This is a genomic window from Marinoscillum pacificum (assembly GCF_024714495.1).
Lineage (GTDB): Bacteria > Bacteroidota > Bacteroidia > Cytophagales > Cyclobacteriaceae > Marinoscillum > Marinoscillum pacificum.
Window position 1 is genome coordinate 73825 of sequence record NZ_JAMZMJ010000014.1, and the last position, 20356, is coordinate 94180.

Sequence of the window (20356 nt, forward strand, 5' to 3'; positions counted from 1 at the left end):
AAATTTGATTATGGCAATAGCAATAGATTATAGTCAGAAGTATAGTTACGCAGATTACCTCAGCTGGTCTGATGACGAACGCTGGGAAATTATTTCCGGATATCCTTATAATATGAGTCCTGCTCCATCTAGAAGGCATCAAAAAGCCTTGGGAATATTATTTCGCCGGTTAGGTGATTTTTTGGATAGCAAGCCAAGCGATGTGTATATGGAGCCATTTGATGTTCGTTTATCAGAGGATTATTCGGATGAGCATTTGGTAGATAATGTGGTGCAGCCAGATTTGAGTGTTTTTTTGTGATAAGAGTAAGTTGGATGATAAAGGGGCATTCGGAGCACCAGATTTAGTAGTGGAGAAACTTTCTCCATCCACGGCTGCCAAAGACATGAAAACTAAATTATTACTGTATCAAAAGTTTGGGGTGAAAGAATATTGGTTGGTAGATCCGGAGAAGAAGACTGTGGAGCGCTTCAATTTAGATCGTCAAGGCAAGTACAATCCAGGAATTGTGTTTCAAGAAAAGAATGCAGAATCTGAGCTGTTCGCTGATTTTCAAATTTCACTTGAAGAACTTTTTGCAGATTAGTCTGTAAACAACGAAAAGAAAGTTTCCTTCTGACTTTCCACTGAGTATTTATTGGTAATCAATTCTCGACCTGCCAGTCCCATTTCTTTTCGAAGTGTTGACGAATCAAGTAATTTCTTTAATACTTCAAGCCATTCATTGTGACTTGATGCAAGAAATCCTGTTTCATTATTGATGACAATTTCTGAATTGACTCCAACAGGACTAGCAATGGCGGGGATTCCAATCGATAAATATTGAATTAATTTAAAACCACACTTTCCTTTAGACCATTCGTTATCTTCCAAAGGCATGACACCTATGTCCATAAGGGATAAGTCCTCTATTTCGGATTCTCTCGACCATTTGATGAATTGGTAATTCTTTAATGGAAGTTTAGGATCCTTGTTGGCAATAACCAAAAAAGTGAATTCAAAAGATTCTTCAAGTTCTTGAAGAGTGGGAAGAAGTGAGTCCAGGTAAAAAAGGGTAGAGTGAGATCCGGTCCAACCAATGAAAGGTATTTGATTCTTCTCTTTGGTTGCAGATATATGAACTTCATGATTGATGACTGTCGGCAGGACAATAACTTCATCACAGAATTGTCTTGCATAATCGGCTAGAAAATCATTTCCCGTTGAAACCTTGTAACTCCAGTTGCAAATGGAAGCTACTTTAGATCTCCATTTGAGCAATGTCCAAAGTTGGTTTTCTCCTCCTTGATCAGCCATCCAGATAGCATCATCATAGTCATAGATGATTTTTTTATTTAGCATTTTAGCCAAAATCCATTCAATAATAGGAGGACCCAGAGGAGTTGCCTCTCTATGAATGAGGATGTAATCATATTGGTATACTAAAAATAACCTGATCAATCTTCGTAGATACCCACTGATTACTCCACTGATTTTCTGGAGTGTTTTACCTTGTTTATACAGGTTATTCCATGCATTGATCGAAAGGAATGACTGAAAATCATATTCGAACCCCTTTTCTTCCATAAATTTGAGGAAATGCTCAAACCGGAAGCGTTGCGAAGGAGCTTCGTTTTGTGGGTAAGGGGCAAGGAAGAGAATTTTCGTCAATGGAGATCAAAGATTTAATTATAACGCCAATTTATATTATTCTGCTTTCTTTGATCGCGTATTTCATCAGACCTTATGTGACGACTAAGGAAACCAGAAAATATTTTTTACCCGCTTTGTGGGTAAGATTCTTTGGGGCAATTATGCTGGGTATCATTTACCAGTTTTATTATGGCGGTGGAGATACGTTCAATTACTTCACGCATGGAAGTCGCTGGATCTGGGAAGCTTTTTTAGATGATCCAATACTTGGGTTTAAGCTGCTTATGGAGTCGGGTGGGGAGAGAGTTGGCGAAACGTTCCCATGGAGTCAGCATATCTGGTACTACAAAGATCCACACTCTTTTTTTATTGTTCGATTAGCTGCGTTATTCGATGTTTTTACTTTTCACACCTATTCTGCCACAGCTCTTTTTTTTGCAACATTTAGTTTTAGTGGACTTTGGTCTTTTTATTCCGCGGTGGTAAAAAAATATACAGGCAATGCTAAATGGTTAGCCATTTCGATACTGTTTGTTCCTTCTGTTGTTTTTTGGGGCTCTGGGATTTTAAAGGATACGATTACCCTGGGGGCATTGGGGTGGCTCACCTTTGTATTTATTCAGGTAATTGATTTTGGTAATAAGAATCCTTTCTATTGGGGGATTGCACTGATTTCCGTTTTCTTGATTTTCTCTATTAAGATATATATTGTTATCTGCTATTTGCCGATGGTATTTCTTTGGCTTTATTGGAAATATCAATCAAGGATTGGCAATTCTTTGGTTAAAATACTTGTTGCGCCTTTTCTCATCACCATATTTGCAGGGGGAGGTTATTTTGCTTTGCAGCGCATAAGCTCTTCTAGTAATAAATACAGTTTGGATAATATAGCCTATCAGGCTCGGGTAACTGCGTATGATATTCGTTATGGTTGGGGAGCCCGAACAGGAGGAGATGGAGGATATGATATAGGAATTCCGGATGGAACGATTCCCGGTATGCTAAAGCTAATGCCTGCTGCTATCAATGTGAGCCTGTTCAGACCATACTTGTGGGAAGTAAAAAACCCTCTGATGCTTTTAAGTGCACTAGAAAGTATCATGATATTAGCTTTGTCTATTTGGTTTGTAATTGTGCAAGGGGGATTTAAAAGGCTGATTTCGGATCCTTTTTTGGTTTTTTGTTTTGCTTTTGCTTTGCTTTTTGCCTTTGCAGTAGGGGTGAGTACTGCTAATTTTGGAACCTTGATGAGGTATAAGATCCCTATGATGTGTTTTTATGCTGTTGTTTTGGTGATTTCCAGTAAGCACAATAGACTTGTCAGTTAAATAGTTTATCAATGACCTCTCAGCAAATAGCTCCGGTTCTTTTCTTGATTTTCAATCGTCCTGATGTCACTCAACAGGTATTTGATGAAATTCGTAAGGCCAAACCTAGTCAACTTTTTATAGCCGCTGATGGACCAAGAGGCGGGAATGAGAATGATGTCATTAGATGTGCTAAAACAAGGGAAGTAGTAACTCAGATTGATTGGGAGTGTGAGGTTAAAACACTATTTAGAGAAGAAAATCTTGGATGTGGAAAAGCTGTAAGCGGAGCGATTACATGGTTTTTTGACAATGTAGAAGCGGGTATTATTTTAGAGGATGATTGTTTACCTAATCAAAGTTTTTTCTCTTTTACTTCTCAAATGTTAGATCTTCATAAAGATGACTGTCAAGTATTTCATATATCGGGATATACATGGGTCGATTCGGATAATTTGGATAAACCGTATTATTTTATGAGGTACAGCAATATTTGGGGGTGGGCAACCTGGAAGAGAGCATGGGCTCATTATAATTATCGGATGAGTAATATTTCTGATGATAATCTTGAAGGAATCTTGTCAGAGTTATCCCTTACTAAGGAAGAGAGGTATTTTCAGCGAATGACATTTAATGAAACAGTAAGAGGAAATGTTGATACCTGGGATTATCAATGGAAATTTGCAATTTTCAAGGCTAAAGGTTACTGTGTTACGCCTAAGTATACCCTGATAGAAAATATTGGGAATGTTTCTGGAGCAACTAGGAATATAAACTTAAGAAATGCGCTAAAAGTCAGAAATGAACCAATAAAGATAGACGACTCTAGACTACCGTTGTTAGACGTTGAATTTGAAAATCAGCATAGGATCAAATATATCTGGCCAAAAGCTAATTATTTTTATACCCTCAAAAGTTTTAAACAAAAAGTGAAAAATGTATTGATGAAGGTTAAAAGAATATTCAATTGAACATATTTAAATTTATAAAAAGAAACCTCGATCTCCTTCGGGAAACAAATATTGTAACGAATAATATTTATTCAGCGATAATGTTAAATAAGGTTCAGGCTCAGTTGAAGAACACATTGCCTCACACAAGTTCTGCTTTGGACCATAGAACTTTACAAGTTATTTGTAATGATATTCTAATAAATAATAGAAGATTTTTAGTTGAACTAGGTTCTGGCTATTCTACGATAATAATATCGAAGTTTATTTCGATGAATAATCTTGATTGTAAAGTAATTTCAATAGAGGAAAATGAACAATGGGCGAAGCTTGTTTCAGACCTATTAGAAAAAGAAAGTTTAGATGAAATAGCTAAGATTGAATGCCTAAAGGTTAAAGATTCTTGGTACGTAGAGGATGAATTGGATTTAATTATGAAAAATCAAGAAATTCAAGTGTTAATTATCGATGGTCCAAATGCAGGGAACAAGGAGGATATCAGATCGGAAGCAATGAACTATTTTGACGGGAAAATATCCACAAATGCATTGGTAGTAATTGACGATGTTCACAGAAAAGCTGAATATGCCATGTTAAATAATTGGTATAAAAAAGGAGGTATGAAAAAAGTTGTGGATAATAATACTGGCTATCTTCTCAAAGGGACATACTTCAATATATTCTAGGTTTTTTTAAATATGAAGGTTCTGCATTTGAATACCTTAACTGAGGGAGGTGCTGCTAAGGCTCTAAAGAGACTTCATTTAAATTTGCTTGATTTTGGTGTAGACTCTAGAGTTCTATCACTTTACAAACTTCCTGAAGGTGAAAGTATTGCTAATTGGTTTTCATTACTTAATGAAGAAATATCTTTACAAGAGAAGTTCATCAGATCTATTAAGTATCGGGTGCGGAATTGGACGGACCCCTATTATGAGTACAGTTCTCCCCTTTCAATTTTTAGACCCGAAGAGACAAAGTTGATTGAATGGGCTGATGTGCTAAATCTTCACTGGATTGCTAATTTCATTCATTACCCAAGTTTTTTTAGTCATAAAGTGGTAGCAACCAAGCCCGTGGTGTGGAGAACCCCAGATCTTTTTCCAATGCGGGGTGTTGTGCACTATGATGGTTATATTAATGTAAAAAATCAGAAATTAGAAAAATCTGCAAAGGAGTTAAAAATGAATGCTTTGTCGGTTCATGAGAATATAAATGTAGCTGCAACTTCAAGTTGGACTATGAGAGAAGCTAAAAAATCATTGATTTTCTCGAAAGCAAAATCTTTTCGTCTAATTCATAATGGCTTGAATATTGAAAAATTCGCTGAATCAAATTCGCTGAATCAAGCTCCAAAAAATAAAAAGCAACTTCTATTTGTCGCTGCTAGATTAAGTAATGAGAAGAAAGGATTCTTAAAAGTTATTCAAATCTTAAACACGATTAAGATGGACGGTTGGGAATTATTAGTTGTTGGTGAGGGTGAGGTGAATTATTTTGATGCGCAATTTGCAATTAGATATTTGGGCAATATATCATCTGAGCAGGAAATGATGGCCATTTACAGAGATATTGATATATATATATCGGCAGCAGATGAAGAAGCATTTGGGCAAACGATTATTGAGGCCATGTTTTGTGAGAAACCGGTTGTCGCTTTTGGTGTAGGGGGGATTTTGGATACTGTAATGCATGAGGAAACTGGGCTTCTTTCGGAACTGAATGATATCGAAGGGTTCAAGAAAAACCTTATTTTATTAATGAAAAATAAAGAAATGCGTAAGGATTTCGGGAGGAATGGTAGAGTTAGAGCTGAAAAGTTTTTTAGTGCTCAGGTTCAAGCCGAGAAATATCTTCAGTATTACAAAGATGTATTAAATGAAAAAGCAGACCGTAAACAATAGCCTAATCCTAGGATATCTATACGTAGCAACAGGTAAGAGGTATCTAGAAGAGGCGATAACCTCAGCGCAAACCCTGAAGGCTGTTACGCCGGAAGCTAAGGTTTGCCTGGTTACTGATCATTCATTTGAGCATCCTATTTTTGATATTATTAAGGTTGTGGCTTTTGAAGTGGCTGATGATGGTTCATGGAAGTCCAATCTTATTTATAAGATTATTGGCATTCAAAATTCGCCTTTTGATAGAACTGTATTTCTGGATACCGATATGTACATTGTTCATACTTTTCATGAGGTTTTTCAGACATTGGATCATTTTGATTTTCTGGCTTGTCTGGATTATTATGATCAGAGTGAAGTTATGAGTGAGAGGCAGGTTGTTCCCTATTTTACACCTTACAATACAGGAATGCTTGTGTTCAGAAAAACTTCTGAGACAGAGAAGTTTTTATTAGATTGGGAGTCTTGTTATCGGAGAGGAAAGGAAACTTATTGGAGTGATCAGCCTGCATTTATGGAAGCTTTGCTTTCCAATCCTATCAAGATGTATGTGCTTCATTCTAGTTTCAATTTTAGGTTTTTGTTCAATGTTGGATTTCTGGAAAATGAAATTGTTCGTATTATCCATGGTCGAGCGTCAAGGGAAGAGTTTAAGATTATCGCCAAACGAGTCAATCAATCAAGCAGACAGAGGGTTTGGGTTGCTTCTTTGAGGAAGTGCTACGGTTGGTCTTTACCATGGCACAAGAAGCTTTTGAGGCAAGTTTACTCATGGATTCCGGAGGGTGGAAAGAAACTGTTGAGATCTTTAAGATAACTATCGGTAGATGTTGGTACGGCTGGTAAAAGATTGGCAAAAAGATGATGATTTACTCCATCAGACCATAGCTCACTCCGGAGAATGGAATGGAGTGAAGTTTACTTTGGAAGCGGTTTCAGAGTGTGACGTGGTTGTTTTTTTGAACCGGGTGAAACATGATGAGCAGATTACTTGTAGGAAAGGTGGAAGATGGCTGTTGCAAATGGAGCCTCCTACGCCGGCTCACGCTTGGTATAGAAGGTCTGATCGTGAGGTGGATCATGTAATAGGCCCGGAAAAGGCGAGATATGGTGTGACAAGCGAAAGGACTCATGGTGCACTGCCATGGCATCTAAACAAGAGCTATGATTTTTTGAAGGAGCTGAAACCTAAGGAAGATCCACCGAATTTGGTATCTATGATTACCAGTAATGCCAATTGGATGGCGGGACATGATTTGAGAAATGCTATAGTAAAAAGGCAGCAGTGTGGTGAGCTAAGATTTGATTTATTTGGAAGAGGCTACAACCCTATTGAGGATAAGTTTGATGCTCTTTTTCCGTACAGGTATAGCATCGTAGTGGAGAATAGTTTTTGTCCTAATTACTGGACAGAAAAGATTGCTGATTGCTTGCTTAGCTGGACTGTACCGGTTTATATGGGAGCAACCAATATTGATCAATTTTTTCCTGAAGGGAGTTTTATTCAGGTGGATCCGGATGTAGATAGTTTGAAAGAAGTTTTGACTGATCTTGATCAAGATAATTATCAAGGTCGTTTACTTGCCATTGCAAAGGCGAGGGAGATGATCCTCGATAAATATCAGCTTTTCCCCTTTCTTTCAGAAAGAGTCTTGAATAGTAAGCTTGAAAATAGTCCTTACAGAACTTATCAACTCAAAGGGAATCGAGCTCCATGGGAGGGAGGGACTCTTTCCTTATCAAGGAAAATCCAGTATCAATGGAGGAAATTAATTAACAAAAAGCCGTATTGATGTACTACAAGCTCTCCATTATTTTTGGCTTTAAGAACAGAGACACAGTAAGAGTGAGAAGGTGTCTTGATTCATTACAGCAGCAGTCGCTGAAAGAGTTTCATGTTTGTTTTGTGGATTATGGAAGTGAAGATAATGTCAGTGGAGAGATCCAAGCCCTTGTTCAGAGATATTCATTTTGCAAGTATGTACATGTGCCCTCTCAGGGGCAATTTTGGAATCGTGGACATGCTTTGAATATTGGTGTGAGGCAAAGCAAACCATCAGAATACATTCTGACTACAGATATTGACCTGGTTTTTCCTCCTAATTTCATTGAGAATCTAATAGGTTATTTGAGGCCAGATCGTGAAGTTCACTTTTCTGCAAGGGACTTGTCACAAGGGTTTGATAGATGGGGAGATTTGCATCATGGGAAACTTTATGGAGAATCACGTCCCAATACAGCATTGGGTTTAGCGCAGGCAGTGCTCCGAGAGAAGTTTGAAGCGATCAATGGATTTGATGAGTTCTATTGTATTTGGGGGGTGGAAGATGAAGACCTGAGTGAAAGACTAACTCAAATTGGGGTAGAGACCAAATGGGTTTATCGGGATGATTGTGTGCTTTATCACCAGTGGCATCCGACCTCCGGTAGGAGGAATTTCAACTTGCCTTCTCGCTGGCAGGAGTTTTTAGTCAAGTATAAGGAAGGGAATAAATCGAGTATTCGCAATTCCGAAGATTGGGGGACATTTAAATCGGAGAGGGCAGTTCTTTCTAAGTTGGAGACTCAAAGCGATGGTTTTGTTCTTGACGATATCCCGCTTCACTTGATTACTCTCTTCATCAAACAGAAAGTCGATGAGATGTCTGATGGAGATGTGGTAAAACTCACTTTTAAGGACAGTTTATATCTTTCGGTTGAAAATTCTCGATTGATGAGATTCATCAAAAAGATTAATAAGTTTCTGGATAGAAAGAACTCTGGACTGATGTTGACCAATGACCTTAATTATTATAAAAAACATCATACAGTTTATGATTATAGAGATGCGGTAGCATACTTTATCCTATACAACAGAAGGTCGCTGAGAGACTATTTTTTAGAGGTCAAGCAAGATAGCTTATTGTTTGTCATCTCAAAGTAAGATGGATTTTAAGCATAAAAATATTCTGATCATTTCTCCAGAGCCTTGGCATCATATTCATGTGTCCAAGCATCATTATGCTTTAGAGTTGGCCAAGAATGACGCTCATGTGTTTTTCTTGAATCCTCCTACGCATGTATGGCAGTGTCAGAATACATCTCAGGACAATCTCAAGGTTGTGGATTACTCAGGATTTTGGCCTGGTTTGTATCGTTTACCAGGGGTTTTCAGGCGGGCTAATCAAAGAGCTGTTTTAAGAAAGCTCAAGGAGTTAGTTCAGTGCCATTTTGATATTGTCTGGTCTTTTGATAATTCCGTATTCTATGATATGGAGGTCTTCGGGAGTGCCTTCAAAATCTCCCATATAGTGGATCTAAGTCAGGATTTTCAAACTGCTAGAGCAGCTCGTTCTGCAGATTTATGTCTAGGAGTAATTCCCAAAATTGTAGATAGGTTAAGGCGCTATAATGACAATACATATTTGATCAAACATGGAGTTCATATTTATCCATGTTCGGAGCAGGTTACTTTGCCTGGAGATGGTAAGGTCAAAGCACTGTATTTTGGAAATTTGAAGATGCCACATCTGGACTGGTCACTTTTGCGTAATGCAGCAATGACACATGCTGAGGTAGATTTTGTTCTCCTTGGATCTGGGCATGAGTCTGTCCCTGCTGATGTATCCTCATTACTCAACGTACATTTGCTATATCCTGTGCCTTCTGAAGATCTTTCCTGCTATATGAATGCTGCAGATATATTGCTGCTTTTTTATCAGAAGGAATATTACATGAATTATGCTTCGCCTCATAAGATGATGGAATATTTGAGTTCAGGTAAGCCAATTGTCGCTTCTTATACGGCAGACTACAAGCAACATGAAGACTTAATCCAAATGGCTAGGACCCAGGAGGAATGGCTGGAGGAACTAGCAAAGACGATAGACTTACAGGAAAAAGGAGAAGAACAATCATTGGCTACTAGGAGAATAAGCCTGTGTTATTCTAATGCTTATGATCAAAAGGTGGGATACATCGGAGGATTGATTAGTTCATTGGAAGTATGATTTTACCCATCTTTTGAGCTTGATTGGAGCGGGTAAAAGATTGTAATTCATGCAATTGACTGTCTTTCATTTGATCTATTTCTCCATTTTTCCATAATCTGTACTTGTTTTGAAGGTAGGAGACTACCATGTCAATTTTATTGACAAAGCTGATGTGCTCCATATGAATGAGTGTCTTTTCTACGATTCCTCTATCCGATGGACAAAATAGGATGGCAGTTTTAGCCGCGAGGTAGTCATAAATTTTTGCAGAAAACCACCCTGAGGAATCAGGAAATGCGGGATGCCAAATAAGCGTTTGAGATTGACAAAACTTAATAACTCCAAGTTGATCAGTCTTCGGTAGAAACTGAATATTATTTTCTGGTACGTATGATTTTATTTCATCTATTAGGTTAGGACGATAGGTCTTGTTTAGTCCTAGAAACTCAAGCTTCACGTTTTCTCTTTCTGAAGAAGGTAGACTCTTCAAAAAATGCTTGAAGCCAGTCAAGAAAGTACCTAGATCCTGATTGGGATAGAAGGTGCCTATGCATCCAACGGAAAAATACTCTGATTTTGAAGATGAGATGGTTAGTAATTTGTCATCAAACCCATTGGGGATGATATGTCCTTTTTTTGAAGTTAGTGTCTCTAAAATGGAAAGCCATTCAGGGCTGGTAATGGAAAATGAAGCTGATGATTTGATCCATCTTTTCCAATAGTATTTGATGAATTTGTCCTGAAATTTCTGTGAGTTTCCTACTGTCACAGAATGGGTAAAAACATGCTTGGCCCATAAGTCTCTAAAATCAAGAATATACGGAAGGTTGAATTTTTTGTAGACGAAGTGAGCTAGCTTAAGACAGTGATGGGGGCTATAAATGCCTATTACAGCATCAAACTGCTCTGATTTGAGGTAATTATTAAGGGCTTTTTTGAGATTAATATAAGAATTGAGCTCTGCTGGAGAAACATTTAAATTTCCTATCATCCAGTGAAATGTAATGACAAGCTTGTCGAGTAAGGGAATGTTGAGTAGGAAAGAGAGTATTTTAGCTTTTGTCTTAAATGGGATAGGCACTAGAATTTCATCATGGGTATCATAAATGCCTTTTTGTATAGATACATTCTCCTCTACCAGATGTCCGTTGGAGGTGCGCATGGGAGTAAATATGGTCGGCCTGATCCCAAACTGCTGTAGATAGTCAGCATAGGCTTTGGTTCTTTTGCTGGCTACAACATTGAGCGGTGGAAAATGATAGGCGATAATTAAAACTCGTTTCATATCAATCTAGCAGGAATGGGAAGAGAGATGGTTTAGGGATTCATTCCATACAATATTCCTACTTTTGCCAAAGGTAGTTGGTTTTGAAAATTGAATTGTCTCATAGACTAAAGAAGGAAGTATGGGTGTCCACGCATGTTGCCTTAAGTCAATGCAAACATTTTTGGTAGCAATCACACTGCAGAGCATTACACACTAAGTAGGTTGCTTTACAAATGCGTTCTAAAATATTTTAACTGAAAAATACTGTGAAAAATCCATTGGTTTCTATCATCATGCCGGTTTATAACTCGGAAAGGTATGTTGGTGAGGCAATTCGGTCCGTGATTGATCAGAAATATGAGAATTGGGAGCTTCTGATCGTCAATGATGGGAGTACTGATGATTCTGAGGGAGTGATTTTATCATATGAAGATAATAGAATTCAATATTTTTCTAAGGAAAACGGAGGCGTGAGTTCTGCTCGCAATCTCGCTTTGGGTGTTTGTAAGGGAGCCTTTATGATATTTTTTGATGCTGATGATATCATGCCTGAAGAAGCGGTGAGCGCCCGGATGGCTATTTTTGATCAGGATGATACGCTTGACTTTGTAGATGGCAAAGTTAAGTATGTCTCTAACGAGTTGGAGGTGCTGGATCATGAGTATATACCGGATTTTCAGGGCAATCCTTTGTCTTTATTATTCAGGCTGGATAGAAGGTGTCTGTTTGGGAATACCTGGATGGTGAGAAGGCGGGCAGGAATTACATACAGGTTTAATGAAAGTCTGACTCATGCGGAAGATTTGTTTTTTTACTTATCAATATGCAATCAGTGCGAGACCAAATATACTTTCACAAATCATGAAGTGCTCAGGTACCGGCAGCATCCTACATCTGCTATGAAAAATCTGAAAGGATTAGAAAACGGATACTACAAGCTCCTGCAGACCATACAATCCGATATTTCACATACCAGAGGCCAATTTCATCATTTGAAGCTAAGGGTGATCCGGATCATGTTTTTATCTCATCTGATTGATGGAAAAGACCTTTCATCGGCTTTTCGAGTAGTGTTTAAGTTTTCATGGATATGACAAAAAAATTGAATACGCTGGTTTTTATTTATAATAGCTTCAATGATCCATTGTTTCAGAATCTGGTGCTGAGCTATATCAAAACCCTAAGTACCAAAACACATGGAGAGTTTCATGTGGTGACCTTTGAACAACCAGTTTATGCTTTGACCAGCGAGGAAATGAAACTTGTAACAGAGGATTTGGCACTAAGTAGAATTTACTGGCATCCACTTCAGTTTCACACAGGTAAGTTTTTACTGCTCAAAAAAGCCTGGGATTTTATTCAGTCACTTTTTCATATTCTGTATTTAAGGATAAAGTATCAAACAAAAGTGATTCTGGCCTTTGCCAATGTTGCTGCTTCTATTTCCATTATTCTGAAAAAACTGTTGCGAATGAAAATGGTGGTTTACTCCTATGAACCACACAGTGAGTTTATGGCAGACTTAGGGTTTTGGAATAGAACAGGGTTGAAGTTCAAAATTCTCAATTATCTCGAAAGTATGGCAGGTCAAGATGCCGATTATATCATGACAGGTACCCGATACATGTTGGAGGAGTTGAAGTCTAAAGGGTCTAGAGCACAGCTTTTTCGAGCTCCAACCGCAGTAGACGCCAATGATTTTCAATTTAGACCTGAGGAAAGAGCAAGTTTGAGAAGAAAGTTGGGGGTCGAAAGCAAACATGTCTTTCTATATCTTGGCAAATTTGGGGGACTTTACTATACAGATGAACTACCAGAGATGAGTGCAGCAATCAAACGGGAAATTCCCAATGCCTTCTTTCTTGTGGTGACCTCTAATGATCATGCAGAGATAGCTGAAATGTATTCAAATTTTTTGGATGCGGAAGATTATCATATAACTGGAAACTTGACTTATGAAGAAGTAAAGGAATATATCAGTGCGGCAGACATGGGTATCAGTGGGGTTCCGCCTTCACCCTCGCAGAAGTTTAGATCACCAACAAAAGTAGCGGAGTATTTGCTATGTGGATTGCCTTACATTACTACTAGGGGAGTTTCTGAGGATGATGAGTATGCTGTTAAATACAATGTGGGAGTAGTGTTTGACTCTTTCCGCACGGAGTTGGTTAAGGATGCCTTACCACAGGTTCAAAGATTGTTTAATGAAGATCCAGTAGTTTTGAGGGAACGATGCAGGCAGACAGGTTTGGAATATCGTTCAAAAGAGCATGTAGATGGCGTTTTACTTGAAGTCTATGAGAGCATCTGGCTATGCTCAGATTAATAGTTTATTGATTTATTCATTGCCGTTCTTTTAGTTGTAGCTTTTGATATGTCAATTATCCTTTCATTCAATCAGTTTATCGATTATTCATGTTAATGGCAATAATATATTTTACCTTCGAGATTTAAATGAATGACATTCGCTGTTGTAAAGCGTGGTGTTGCATAAAGCAATATTAATGAAGGAAAGATTTGGGATAGTCATGCAGGACCTTCCTGGTTCAACAGAAACTTTTATAAAAGCGCATATAAGTGAGTTGCAACCGAGATTTGTCTATTACGGAGCTCCAATCCCGCAATTTGTGAATGACGATAAATTACAGCCACTATTCATGCGAGCACTTAGAAAAGTGGCGGCGGTTCTTAAGAATGAAACTTATTGGCATGATGAAGTTGCTTTTGAAAAACACTTGAAAAAGCAATCTATTGAAGTTCTGCTGGCAGAATATGGTGTTGTTGGTGCTTATATTTATAAAACTTGTCAGAAGTTGGGTATTAAGCTGGTTATTCATTTTCATGGATACGATGCTTCTATGTATTCTGTAATTCTGAGGCTTGGCAATCGATACCGTCAGATGTTTGAAGTAGCTACTAGGGTTGTTGCTGTATCTGAGGAAATGAAAAATGACTTAATTATTCTTGGTTGCGACCCTCAGAAAATTGATGTAAACCCCTATGGACCAAATGAGGAGTTCACCAATGTGATTCCCAATTATCAGTCAAATAATATAGTAAGTGTGGGTCGTTTTACGGAAAAGAAAGCTCCAGATGTAATGATTAAGGCTTTTGCAAGAGTCCTTAAAGCATTTCCTGAAGCTCGGTTGAGAATGATTGGAGACGGTGAGTTGAAGAAGAGTTGTGAAGATCTGGTTGTCGAGTTAGGCCTTGCTGATCAGATTGAGTTTCTTGGACTATTATCAAAGGATCATATTTGCAAAGTCTTTGAGGATTCTAGCATTTTCGTTCAGCACTCCGTTCAGGCAAGTAGCGGTGATAAGGAAGGATCTCCCGTAGCTATTATGGAGGCAGCCGCAGCAGGTCTTCCTATTGTCTCAACCAGACATGCAGGCATAAGAGAAACAGTAATTGAAGAAGAAACAGGATATTTGTGCAATGAGCATGATGTGCAATCGTTTAGTGACAACCTGAAAAAATTGCTTGAATCTAAGAACAGAAGAGAGCAAATGGGAAATGCAGGAAGGGTGCACATTAAAACTAATTTTTCCAGGCAGAAGCATATAGGCTTTCTTAATAATATAGTCAGTAACGCAACTTAAGAATATGGATGATATTACAATTATAGAGCCCAAGAAAGGATGGCAGCTGGTAGATTGGAAAGAACTATTCCATTATCGTGATTTGCTTTACTTCTTGACTATTCGGTCAATCAAGGCCAAATATGCTCAGTCTGTGCTAGGAGTAGGTTGGGCTATATTGCAACCGCTCATTCAAACCGTAATATTCACTGTTATATTTGGAAATTTGGCTCAGCTCAGCTCTGATGGAATTCCTTATATTTTATTTAGTTATGTAGCGATGGTTCCATGGAATTATTTTTCAAATATTCTTTCCGGAAGTGCCGGAAGTTTGGTTACCAATAAGAACTTGTTATCAAAAGTATATTTCCCAAGAATCGTACTTCCATTATCAACTGTTTTCTCTGCATTAATTGATTTTGGTATAGCTTTTTTGGTGCTCATTGGTTTCTTTGTTTATTATCAGTTTATTCCTACTTGGGAAATCGTATTTTTTCCGATTCTCTTAATGATATTGATCATGACTTCCCTAGGGACAGGTATGATTCTGTCTGCATTAGCAGTTCAATACCGGGATGTACAGTATGCAATGACTTTTATGGTGCGATTGTTAATGTATGGAGCCCCTGTTGTATATTCTGTATCCATCATTCCTGACAAATACCTTTACTGGTACGCCCTCAATCCAATGGTGGGTGTGATCGAAGGTATGCGGTCAGCTTTTCTCGGCTCCAAACCTTTGCCTTGGGATTTGATTGGAATAGGTGCATTAGTCGCACTCTTATTATTTTTATTTGGGGTCTTTTACTTCAAACGAATGGAAAAGTATTTTGCCGATATAGCCTGAGATGATGTCAGAGACAGTTATTAAAGTAGAGAATTTGTCCAAACGGTATAGGATTGGATTGGAGGATAAGGCTGACACTTTTGCCGAGCAACTCAAGAACACCTTTTTGTACCCTATCAAAAACATTAGGAAAATTGCTCAAATGACCCGTTTTGATAAGGAGGATGATTCAATTTTTTGGGCGCTGAGAGATATAAACTTTGAAGTAAAGAAAGGAGAAGTTCTGGGGATCGTAGGTCATAATGGGGCCGGCAAGAGTACGTTGTTGAAGATTTTAAGTAGAATAACGGAACCAACTTCCGGGAAAATAGAGATTAGGGGACGTGTATCGGCATTACTGGAAGTAGGTACAGGGTTTCACCCAGAGCTCACCGGTAGAGACAATGTCTATATGAACGGTACTATATTGGGTATGCGTAAGAAGGAAATAGATGCTAAATTTGACGAGATAGTGGCTTTCTCGGGAGTTGAAAAACACATTGACACACCAGTAAAATTTTACTCATCGGGCATGAGGGTGCGCCTGGCCTTTAGTGTTGCGGCACATCTAGAGCCTGAGATACTGATTATAGACGAAGTGCTCGCGGTAGGTGACGTAGAATTTCAGAATAAGTGTCTTGGTAAAATGGAAGATGTAGCTGGTCAGGGAAGAACGGTTCTTTTTGTTAGTCATAATATGGAGGCAGTTGAGCGAATGTGTGATCAATCTCTCCTTTTGGATAGTGGAAATTTGAAGGACATAGGTACAACTTATGAAATACTGCAGAAGTACGAAAATGTTAGAAGGCAGAATTTTAAATTAAAGCATGAGTGGATCGAAGATGAAGGACTCTTCGAACTCGAAGGAATTACATTGGTATCTATAGAATTAATTAATGATAATCATGGAATACCACGTTGTATTAGAGTTAGGATGAAATACTTGAGAGAAGTAGGTGTGGTTCCTATGATTCAACTTTTCAATTCCAAACGGATTAAAATTATGTCTTCTGTTTGTTCTGTGCGACATGAAAATCATAATGATATTGTAGAATACGACTTGGAACTACCATTAGAGAGCCTAATAGATGGACGTTATTTTATTAATCTTTCATTGGTTCGAAATGGTAATCAACGAGTTTTGAGGTTTAGTGAACTGCTGAATTTTGAGATCTACCGACCGTTGAAACGAATGGATTATATGGAGAAAAACCTCCCTATAGTTAAGCTTAGAGATGACTGGAGTATAAATACGAATTTGTAATAAAAATGTTAACACCCAGTTTAATCATTATTGGTGCTCAAAAATCTGGAACATCTACCTTGTATGAATTGCTCAAGCAAGTACCAGAACTCATCCCATCAAAATATAAGGAGATTCATTATTTTGATAGAAATTATTCCAAGGGGAAATTATGGTATCTAAATCAGTTCAAATGGTATAAAAGAGGACTTCACTTCGAAGCAAGTCCATCGTACCTTTTTTTTCCTGAAGTACCTCAGCGAATTCTTAAATTATCAAAAAAAATCAAGTTTATTGTTATACTGAGAGATCCAATTGATCGTGCATTTTCAGCTTGGAAGATGTACCATTTCAAATTTGAGCACTTGAAAGATCACCCTACCTTAAGCTATAGGTATGATAATCGATCTTTTGAAAAGGCAATAAAAGAAGAGCTAGATGCTTTATCATCAGGCAGGACCATAGATAAGTTCAATTATATATCTAGGGGATTCTATAAAGAGCAAATTGAACGATATCTCTTGTACTTTGATAAGAGCAACATCCTGTTTCTTCGATTTGAAGACTTATCTAATCAAACTCAAGTGTTAAAGGAATGTAAGGGATTTTTGAATTTAAAACACGATATGGTACATACAGGTGATATTAATATACATGAAAACCCCACCAGAACACACTCAATGGAGTTAGATTCGGGATTACTTTATGATTTGAAGAAACTTTTTGCGCTAAAGAATAATAACTTATCTGACCTAATCGGACTGGATTTAGATCGATGATTTACTTAAGCAGAAATAAAAAAATATTTTGTATTGGTTTGAACAAAACTGGTACCACAACATTGGAATTTTGTCTTGATGAATTAGGTTTCAGGATGGGAGATCAATTAAAGGCCAAGCCACTATTAGATGATTGGGCAAAGAGAAATTTTAAACCAATAATTAAGTATTGCAAGTCAGCCGACGCTTTTCAGGATTCACCTTTTTCGCTTCCGCACACTTATCTGGCTCTGCATAGTGCTTTTCCAAGAGCAAAGTTCATTCTTTCGGTTAGAAATAACCCTGATCAGTGGGCGGATTCAATCACGACATTTCATGGTAAGCTATGGGCAAATGGTAATACCCCAACCAAAGAGGATCTTCAGAATGCTATAAACCATACCAAAGGTAGACCCTGGAAGGTAAACAGACTATTGTTCAATACCCCAGAAGATGATCCTTATAATAGAGATGTACTGAAAGTGTTTTATGATAACCATAATAGGAATGTGGTAGACTATTTTAAAACTCTTCCTGGGTCATTACTCGTATTAAATGTAGCCAAAAAAGAGAGCTACCGAGATTTTTGTGAATTTCTGAATGTTAAGCCCATGAGAGAATTATTCCCAATAAAGAACTCAACTAGCGATTTAAAACTATGATTCCAGTAAATAAACCTTTTCTGCCACCGCTTGATGAGTATCAACAAATGTTGACAGCAATATGGGAAAAGAATATTTTAACCAATAATGGACCAAACGTTAAATCACTTGAGGCAAGTTTGGCTGATTATTTTGACCTGAGAAGAGTTCATTTAGTTAGTAGTGGAACAATGGCAATTCAAATTGCCCTTAAAGCATTACAGGTCAGAGGCGAAGTGTTAACTACACCATTTAGTTATGTGGCTACAACTAGCAGTATCGTTTGGGAGAACTGTGTTCCTAAGTTTGTTGACATTGAACCGTTAACACTAAATATTGATCCCTCAAAGATTGAAGAAGCTATTACAGAAGATACTTCTGCAATTTTGGCAACACATTGTTTTGGAAATTCTTGTGATATTTATTCTATTAATGCGATAGCTAAGAGGAATAATTTAAAGGTAATTTATGATGCAGCACATAGTTTTGGATCTCACTATGATGGCTCTTCAGTTTTCAAATTTGGAGATGTTTCAATAACCAGTTTTCATTCAACTAAATTATTTCATACTGTAGAAGGAGGAGCACTATTCACATCAGACCCAAAGGTTGGTGAAAGAATAGATTTTTTAAGAAACTTTGGGCACGACGGACCTGAGTGCTTTGATGGGGTAGGCATAAATGGGAAAATGAGTGAAATTCATGCAGCCATGGGGTTGGTGAATCTTAGGTACGTAAATGACATTCTTCAAAGCAGAAGAGAACAGTTCGATTTTTACAAAGAACTTTTATCTTCACTCGAAATTTCTTTGGTTGAGAGTTCAGAGATTTCAATAGGGAATCATTCATACTTTCCTATACTGTTTAAATCTGAAGATGAACTATTAAAAGCGCTCAAGTTTTTAGCTAATAATGGAATATCAACTAGAAGGTATTTTTATCCCCCCTTGAACCATCTTAACTATGTGAAATCAACGAGTTTACCTGTGGTAGAAGATATTTCCCGCAGAATTTTATGTCTTCCCATGTATTTCCAATTGACAAGAGAAGAGCAAAAAAGAGTGGTAATAGCTCTAGAAGAGGCATTGAAATGAAAAATGCCAGAGAATTTTTTAGTAAACTCTATAGACTCAATCTTGAAAAGATTGCTCATAGATTGGGTATAAAGGAAACAATAAGCAATGTTTTTCGCACTCATAAACCAAAAATAATGGTCTCGGATAGGTTGTCTAAAGAGGTAATAAGATATATTCATATTGGCTATCCTAAAGCCGGGTCCACAGCACTTCAGCGAGGTTTTTTTGGGCAAGATCCCCATTTGTTTCATCTAGGGTGTGGAAACCACAGTAATAAAAAGTACTGGGATGATCATGGTTATGTAAGTAGTGAAGTTAACTTAGCTATGGAAATAGACTTGAGGTATAAAGGTGACTTGTCCTATGACCCTGCAGGCGTTAAGAGTGTGTTCGAAAAGTATTTTAGAATAGCTCAAAGTAATCAAAAAATACATGCGGTAGGAGTATCAAATGAAAATTTATGTTTCAATTGGCATGGAGGAATTGACACAGTAACAAAGGCAAAAAGGTTACAAAATATATTTGGTAAGAAAACCAAAGTAATAATGGTTGTAAGGCAACAAAAAGGGCTCATTGAATCTCTGTACAAAGAAACCGTTAGATTCGGATATGCTGGAAGTTTTGATGAATACCTCAAATATATTTGGACATATCAAGATAGAAATTTTCTTTACGATTTTCACTTTGATCTAGTATATAGGTTATACTGTGACCTTTTTAGTAGAGAGAATGTACATGTCATGTTTTTTGAGGATTTTCAGGATGATAACAAAGCTTTTTTATCAGATTTAGGCAAAATTTTGGGTTTAACGACGGAGATTAATGAGATTACAAGAAGATATAATGAACAATTAACGAGTAAACAGCTAGCAATCCAGCTTGAATTGAATAGGAGAACACAACATGGCTTTCAAAAAAGCATTATGAATCCATTTGACACGCATCGACATGTGACCTATTACCTAGACAGCTTGGCGGAGAAATCTATAGATGACGAGGTGTATCTGGACTACCATCTTAGAAAGAAGCTAAATGAACTCGCAACTGATTTGGATTTGTCACTTCAAATACCAGAAATCAGTCTTAAATGGGAATCACAATATGCTAGGCAAATTAAAGATCAGCTGATCGTTTCTAATCTGGAATTTGAGGCGTTAATCAATAGCGAGAAAATTAGAAAGTATAATTATACAGCATTTTGA

General features: G+C 37.5%; 21 protein-coding genes. 19 read left to right on the top strand and 2 right to left on the bottom strand.

Annotated elements, in window-relative coordinates:
• Positions 1-10: 10 nt before the first annotated feature.
• Both NXS00_RS22625 and NXS00_RS22630 read left to right on the top strand, forming a co-directional pair.
• Entirely contained in the window at positions 11-301 is a 291-nt protein-coding gene (locus tag NXS00_RS22625; protein ID WP_258101565.1) for a Uma2 family endonuclease, read from the top strand.
• A 10-nt stretch (positions 302-311) separates the two neighbouring features.
• Positions 312-587, top strand: a complete 276-nt coding sequence (locus tag NXS00_RS22630) for a Uma2 family endonuclease (protein WP_258101566.1) — start codon at positions 312-314, stop codon at positions 585-587.
• Here the strand turns inward: NXS00_RS22630 and NXS00_RS22635 are convergent.
• Entirely contained in the window at positions 584-1567 is a 984-nt protein-coding gene (locus NXS00_RS22635; protein ID WP_258101567.1) for a glycosyltransferase, read from the bottom strand. The genes NXS00_RS22630 and NXS00_RS22635 overlap by 4 nt on opposite strands.
• 83 nt (positions 1568-1650) lie before the next feature.
• On the opposite strand from NXS00_RS22635, the gene NXS00_RS22640 reads away from it, so the two are divergent.
• The 8 genes from NXS00_RS22640 to NXS00_RS22675 are packed head-to-tail and all read left to right on the top strand — an operon-like array spanning position 1651 to position 9780.
• Positions 1651-2961: a hypothetical protein gene (locus NXS00_RS22640; protein ID WP_258101568.1), complete on the top strand. Its 1311-nt coding sequence runs from the start codon at positions 1651-1653 to the stop codon at positions 2959-2961.
• Between the two features lie 11 nt (positions 2962-2972).
• Positions 2973-3911: a nucleotide-diphospho-sugar transferase gene (locus tag NXS00_RS22645; RefSeq protein ID WP_258101569.1), complete on the top strand. Its 939-nt coding sequence runs from the start codon at positions 2973-2975 to the stop codon at positions 3909-3911.
• A complete protein-coding gene (locus NXS00_RS22650) occupies positions 3908-4576 on the top strand; it encodes a class I SAM-dependent methyltransferase (protein WP_258101570.1) in 669 nt (222 codons plus the stop codon). Before NXS00_RS22645 ends, NXS00_RS22650 begins: the two co-directional genes overlap by 4 nt.
• 12 nt (positions 4577-4588) lie before the next feature.
• The gene (locus NXS00_RS22655) at positions 4589-5794 is read left to right on the top strand and encodes a glycosyltransferase (RefSeq protein WP_258101571.1); all 1206 of its coding nucleotides are present in this window, start codon (positions 4589-4591) and stop codon (positions 5792-5794) included.
• The gene (locus tag NXS00_RS22660) at positions 5769-6608 is read left to right on the top strand and encodes a putative nucleotide-diphospho-sugar transferase (RefSeq protein WP_258101572.1); all 840 of its coding nucleotides are present in this window, start codon (positions 5769-5771) and stop codon (positions 6606-6608) included. Before NXS00_RS22655 ends, NXS00_RS22660 begins: the two co-directional genes overlap by 26 nt.
• Positions 6609-6618: 10 nt before the next feature.
• Positions 6619-7584, top strand: a complete 966-nt coding sequence (locus NXS00_RS22665; protein ID WP_258101573.1) for a glycosyltransferase family 10 domain-containing protein — start codon at positions 6619-6621, stop codon at positions 7582-7584.
• Complete coding sequence (locus NXS00_RS22670; protein ID WP_258101574.1) at positions 7584-8714, top strand: glycosyltransferase family 2 protein; 1131 nt, start codon at positions 7584-7586, stop codon at positions 8712-8714. The genes NXS00_RS22665 and NXS00_RS22670 overlap by 1 nt, the downstream gene beginning before the upstream one ends.
• A gap of 1 nt (position 8715) precedes the next feature.
• A complete protein-coding gene (locus NXS00_RS22675; RefSeq protein WP_258101575.1) occupies positions 8716-9780 on the top strand; it encodes a glycosyltransferase in 1065 nt (354 codons plus the stop codon).
• On the opposite strand, the gene NXS00_RS22680 is transcribed toward NXS00_RS22675, so the two are convergent.
• A complete protein-coding gene (locus NXS00_RS22680) occupies positions 9761-11047 on the bottom strand; it encodes a glycosyltransferase family protein (protein WP_258101576.1) in 1287 nt (428 codons plus the stop codon). The genes NXS00_RS22675 and NXS00_RS22680 overlap by 20 nt on opposite strands.
• A gap of 248 nt (positions 11048-11295) precedes the next feature.
• Between NXS00_RS22680 and NXS00_RS22685 the strand changes: the two genes are divergently transcribed.
• From NXS00_RS22685 to NXS00_RS22725, 9 genes are all read left to right on the top strand, one after another.
• Positions 11296-12123, top strand: a complete 828-nt coding sequence (locus tag NXS00_RS22685) for a glycosyltransferase family 2 protein (RefSeq protein WP_258101577.1) — start codon at positions 11296-11298, stop codon at positions 12121-12123.
• The gene (locus tag NXS00_RS22690) at positions 12120-13355 is read left to right on the top strand and encodes a glycosyltransferase (protein WP_258101578.1); all 1236 of its coding nucleotides are present in this window, start codon (positions 12120-12122) and stop codon (positions 13353-13355) included. The genes NXS00_RS22685 and NXS00_RS22690 overlap by 4 nt, the downstream gene beginning before the upstream one ends.
• 178 nt (positions 13356-13533) lie before the next feature.
• Complete coding sequence (locus tag NXS00_RS22695) at positions 13534-14631, top strand: glycosyltransferase (protein ID WP_258101579.1); 1098 nt, start codon at positions 13534-13536, stop codon at positions 14629-14631.
• Between the two features lie 4 nt (positions 14632-14635).
• Positions 14636-15457 carry an ABC transporter permease gene (locus tag NXS00_RS22700; RefSeq protein ID WP_258101580.1) on the top strand — a complete coding sequence of 274 codons (822 nt, stop codon included), beginning with the start codon at positions 14636-14638 and terminating at the stop codon, positions 15455-15457.
• Positions 15458-15461: 4 nt separating this feature from the next.
• Positions 15462-16700, top strand: a complete 1239-nt coding sequence (locus NXS00_RS22705) for an ABC transporter ATP-binding protein (protein ID WP_258101629.1) — start codon at positions 15462-15464, stop codon at positions 16698-16700.
• A gap of 5 nt (positions 16701-16705) precedes the next feature.
• Entirely contained in the window at positions 16706-17458 is a 753-nt protein-coding gene (locus tag NXS00_RS22710) for a sulfotransferase domain-containing protein (RefSeq protein WP_258101581.1), read from the top strand.
• Positions 17455-18099: a sulfotransferase gene (locus NXS00_RS22715; RefSeq protein ID WP_258101582.1), complete on the top strand. Its 645-nt coding sequence runs from the start codon at positions 17455-17457 to the stop codon at positions 18097-18099. Before NXS00_RS22710 ends, NXS00_RS22715 begins: the two co-directional genes overlap by 4 nt.
• Positions 18096-19172 (top strand): DegT/DnrJ/EryC1/StrS family aminotransferase, encoded by a 1077-nt coding sequence (locus NXS00_RS22720; protein ID WP_258101583.1) that lies wholly within the window; start codon positions 18096-18098, stop codon positions 19170-19172. The genes NXS00_RS22715 and NXS00_RS22720 overlap by 4 nt, the downstream gene beginning before the upstream one ends.
• Entirely contained in the window at positions 19169-20356 is a 1188-nt protein-coding gene (locus NXS00_RS22725; protein ID WP_258101584.1) for a sulfotransferase domain-containing protein, read from the top strand. The genes NXS00_RS22720 and NXS00_RS22725 overlap by 4 nt, the downstream gene beginning before the upstream one ends.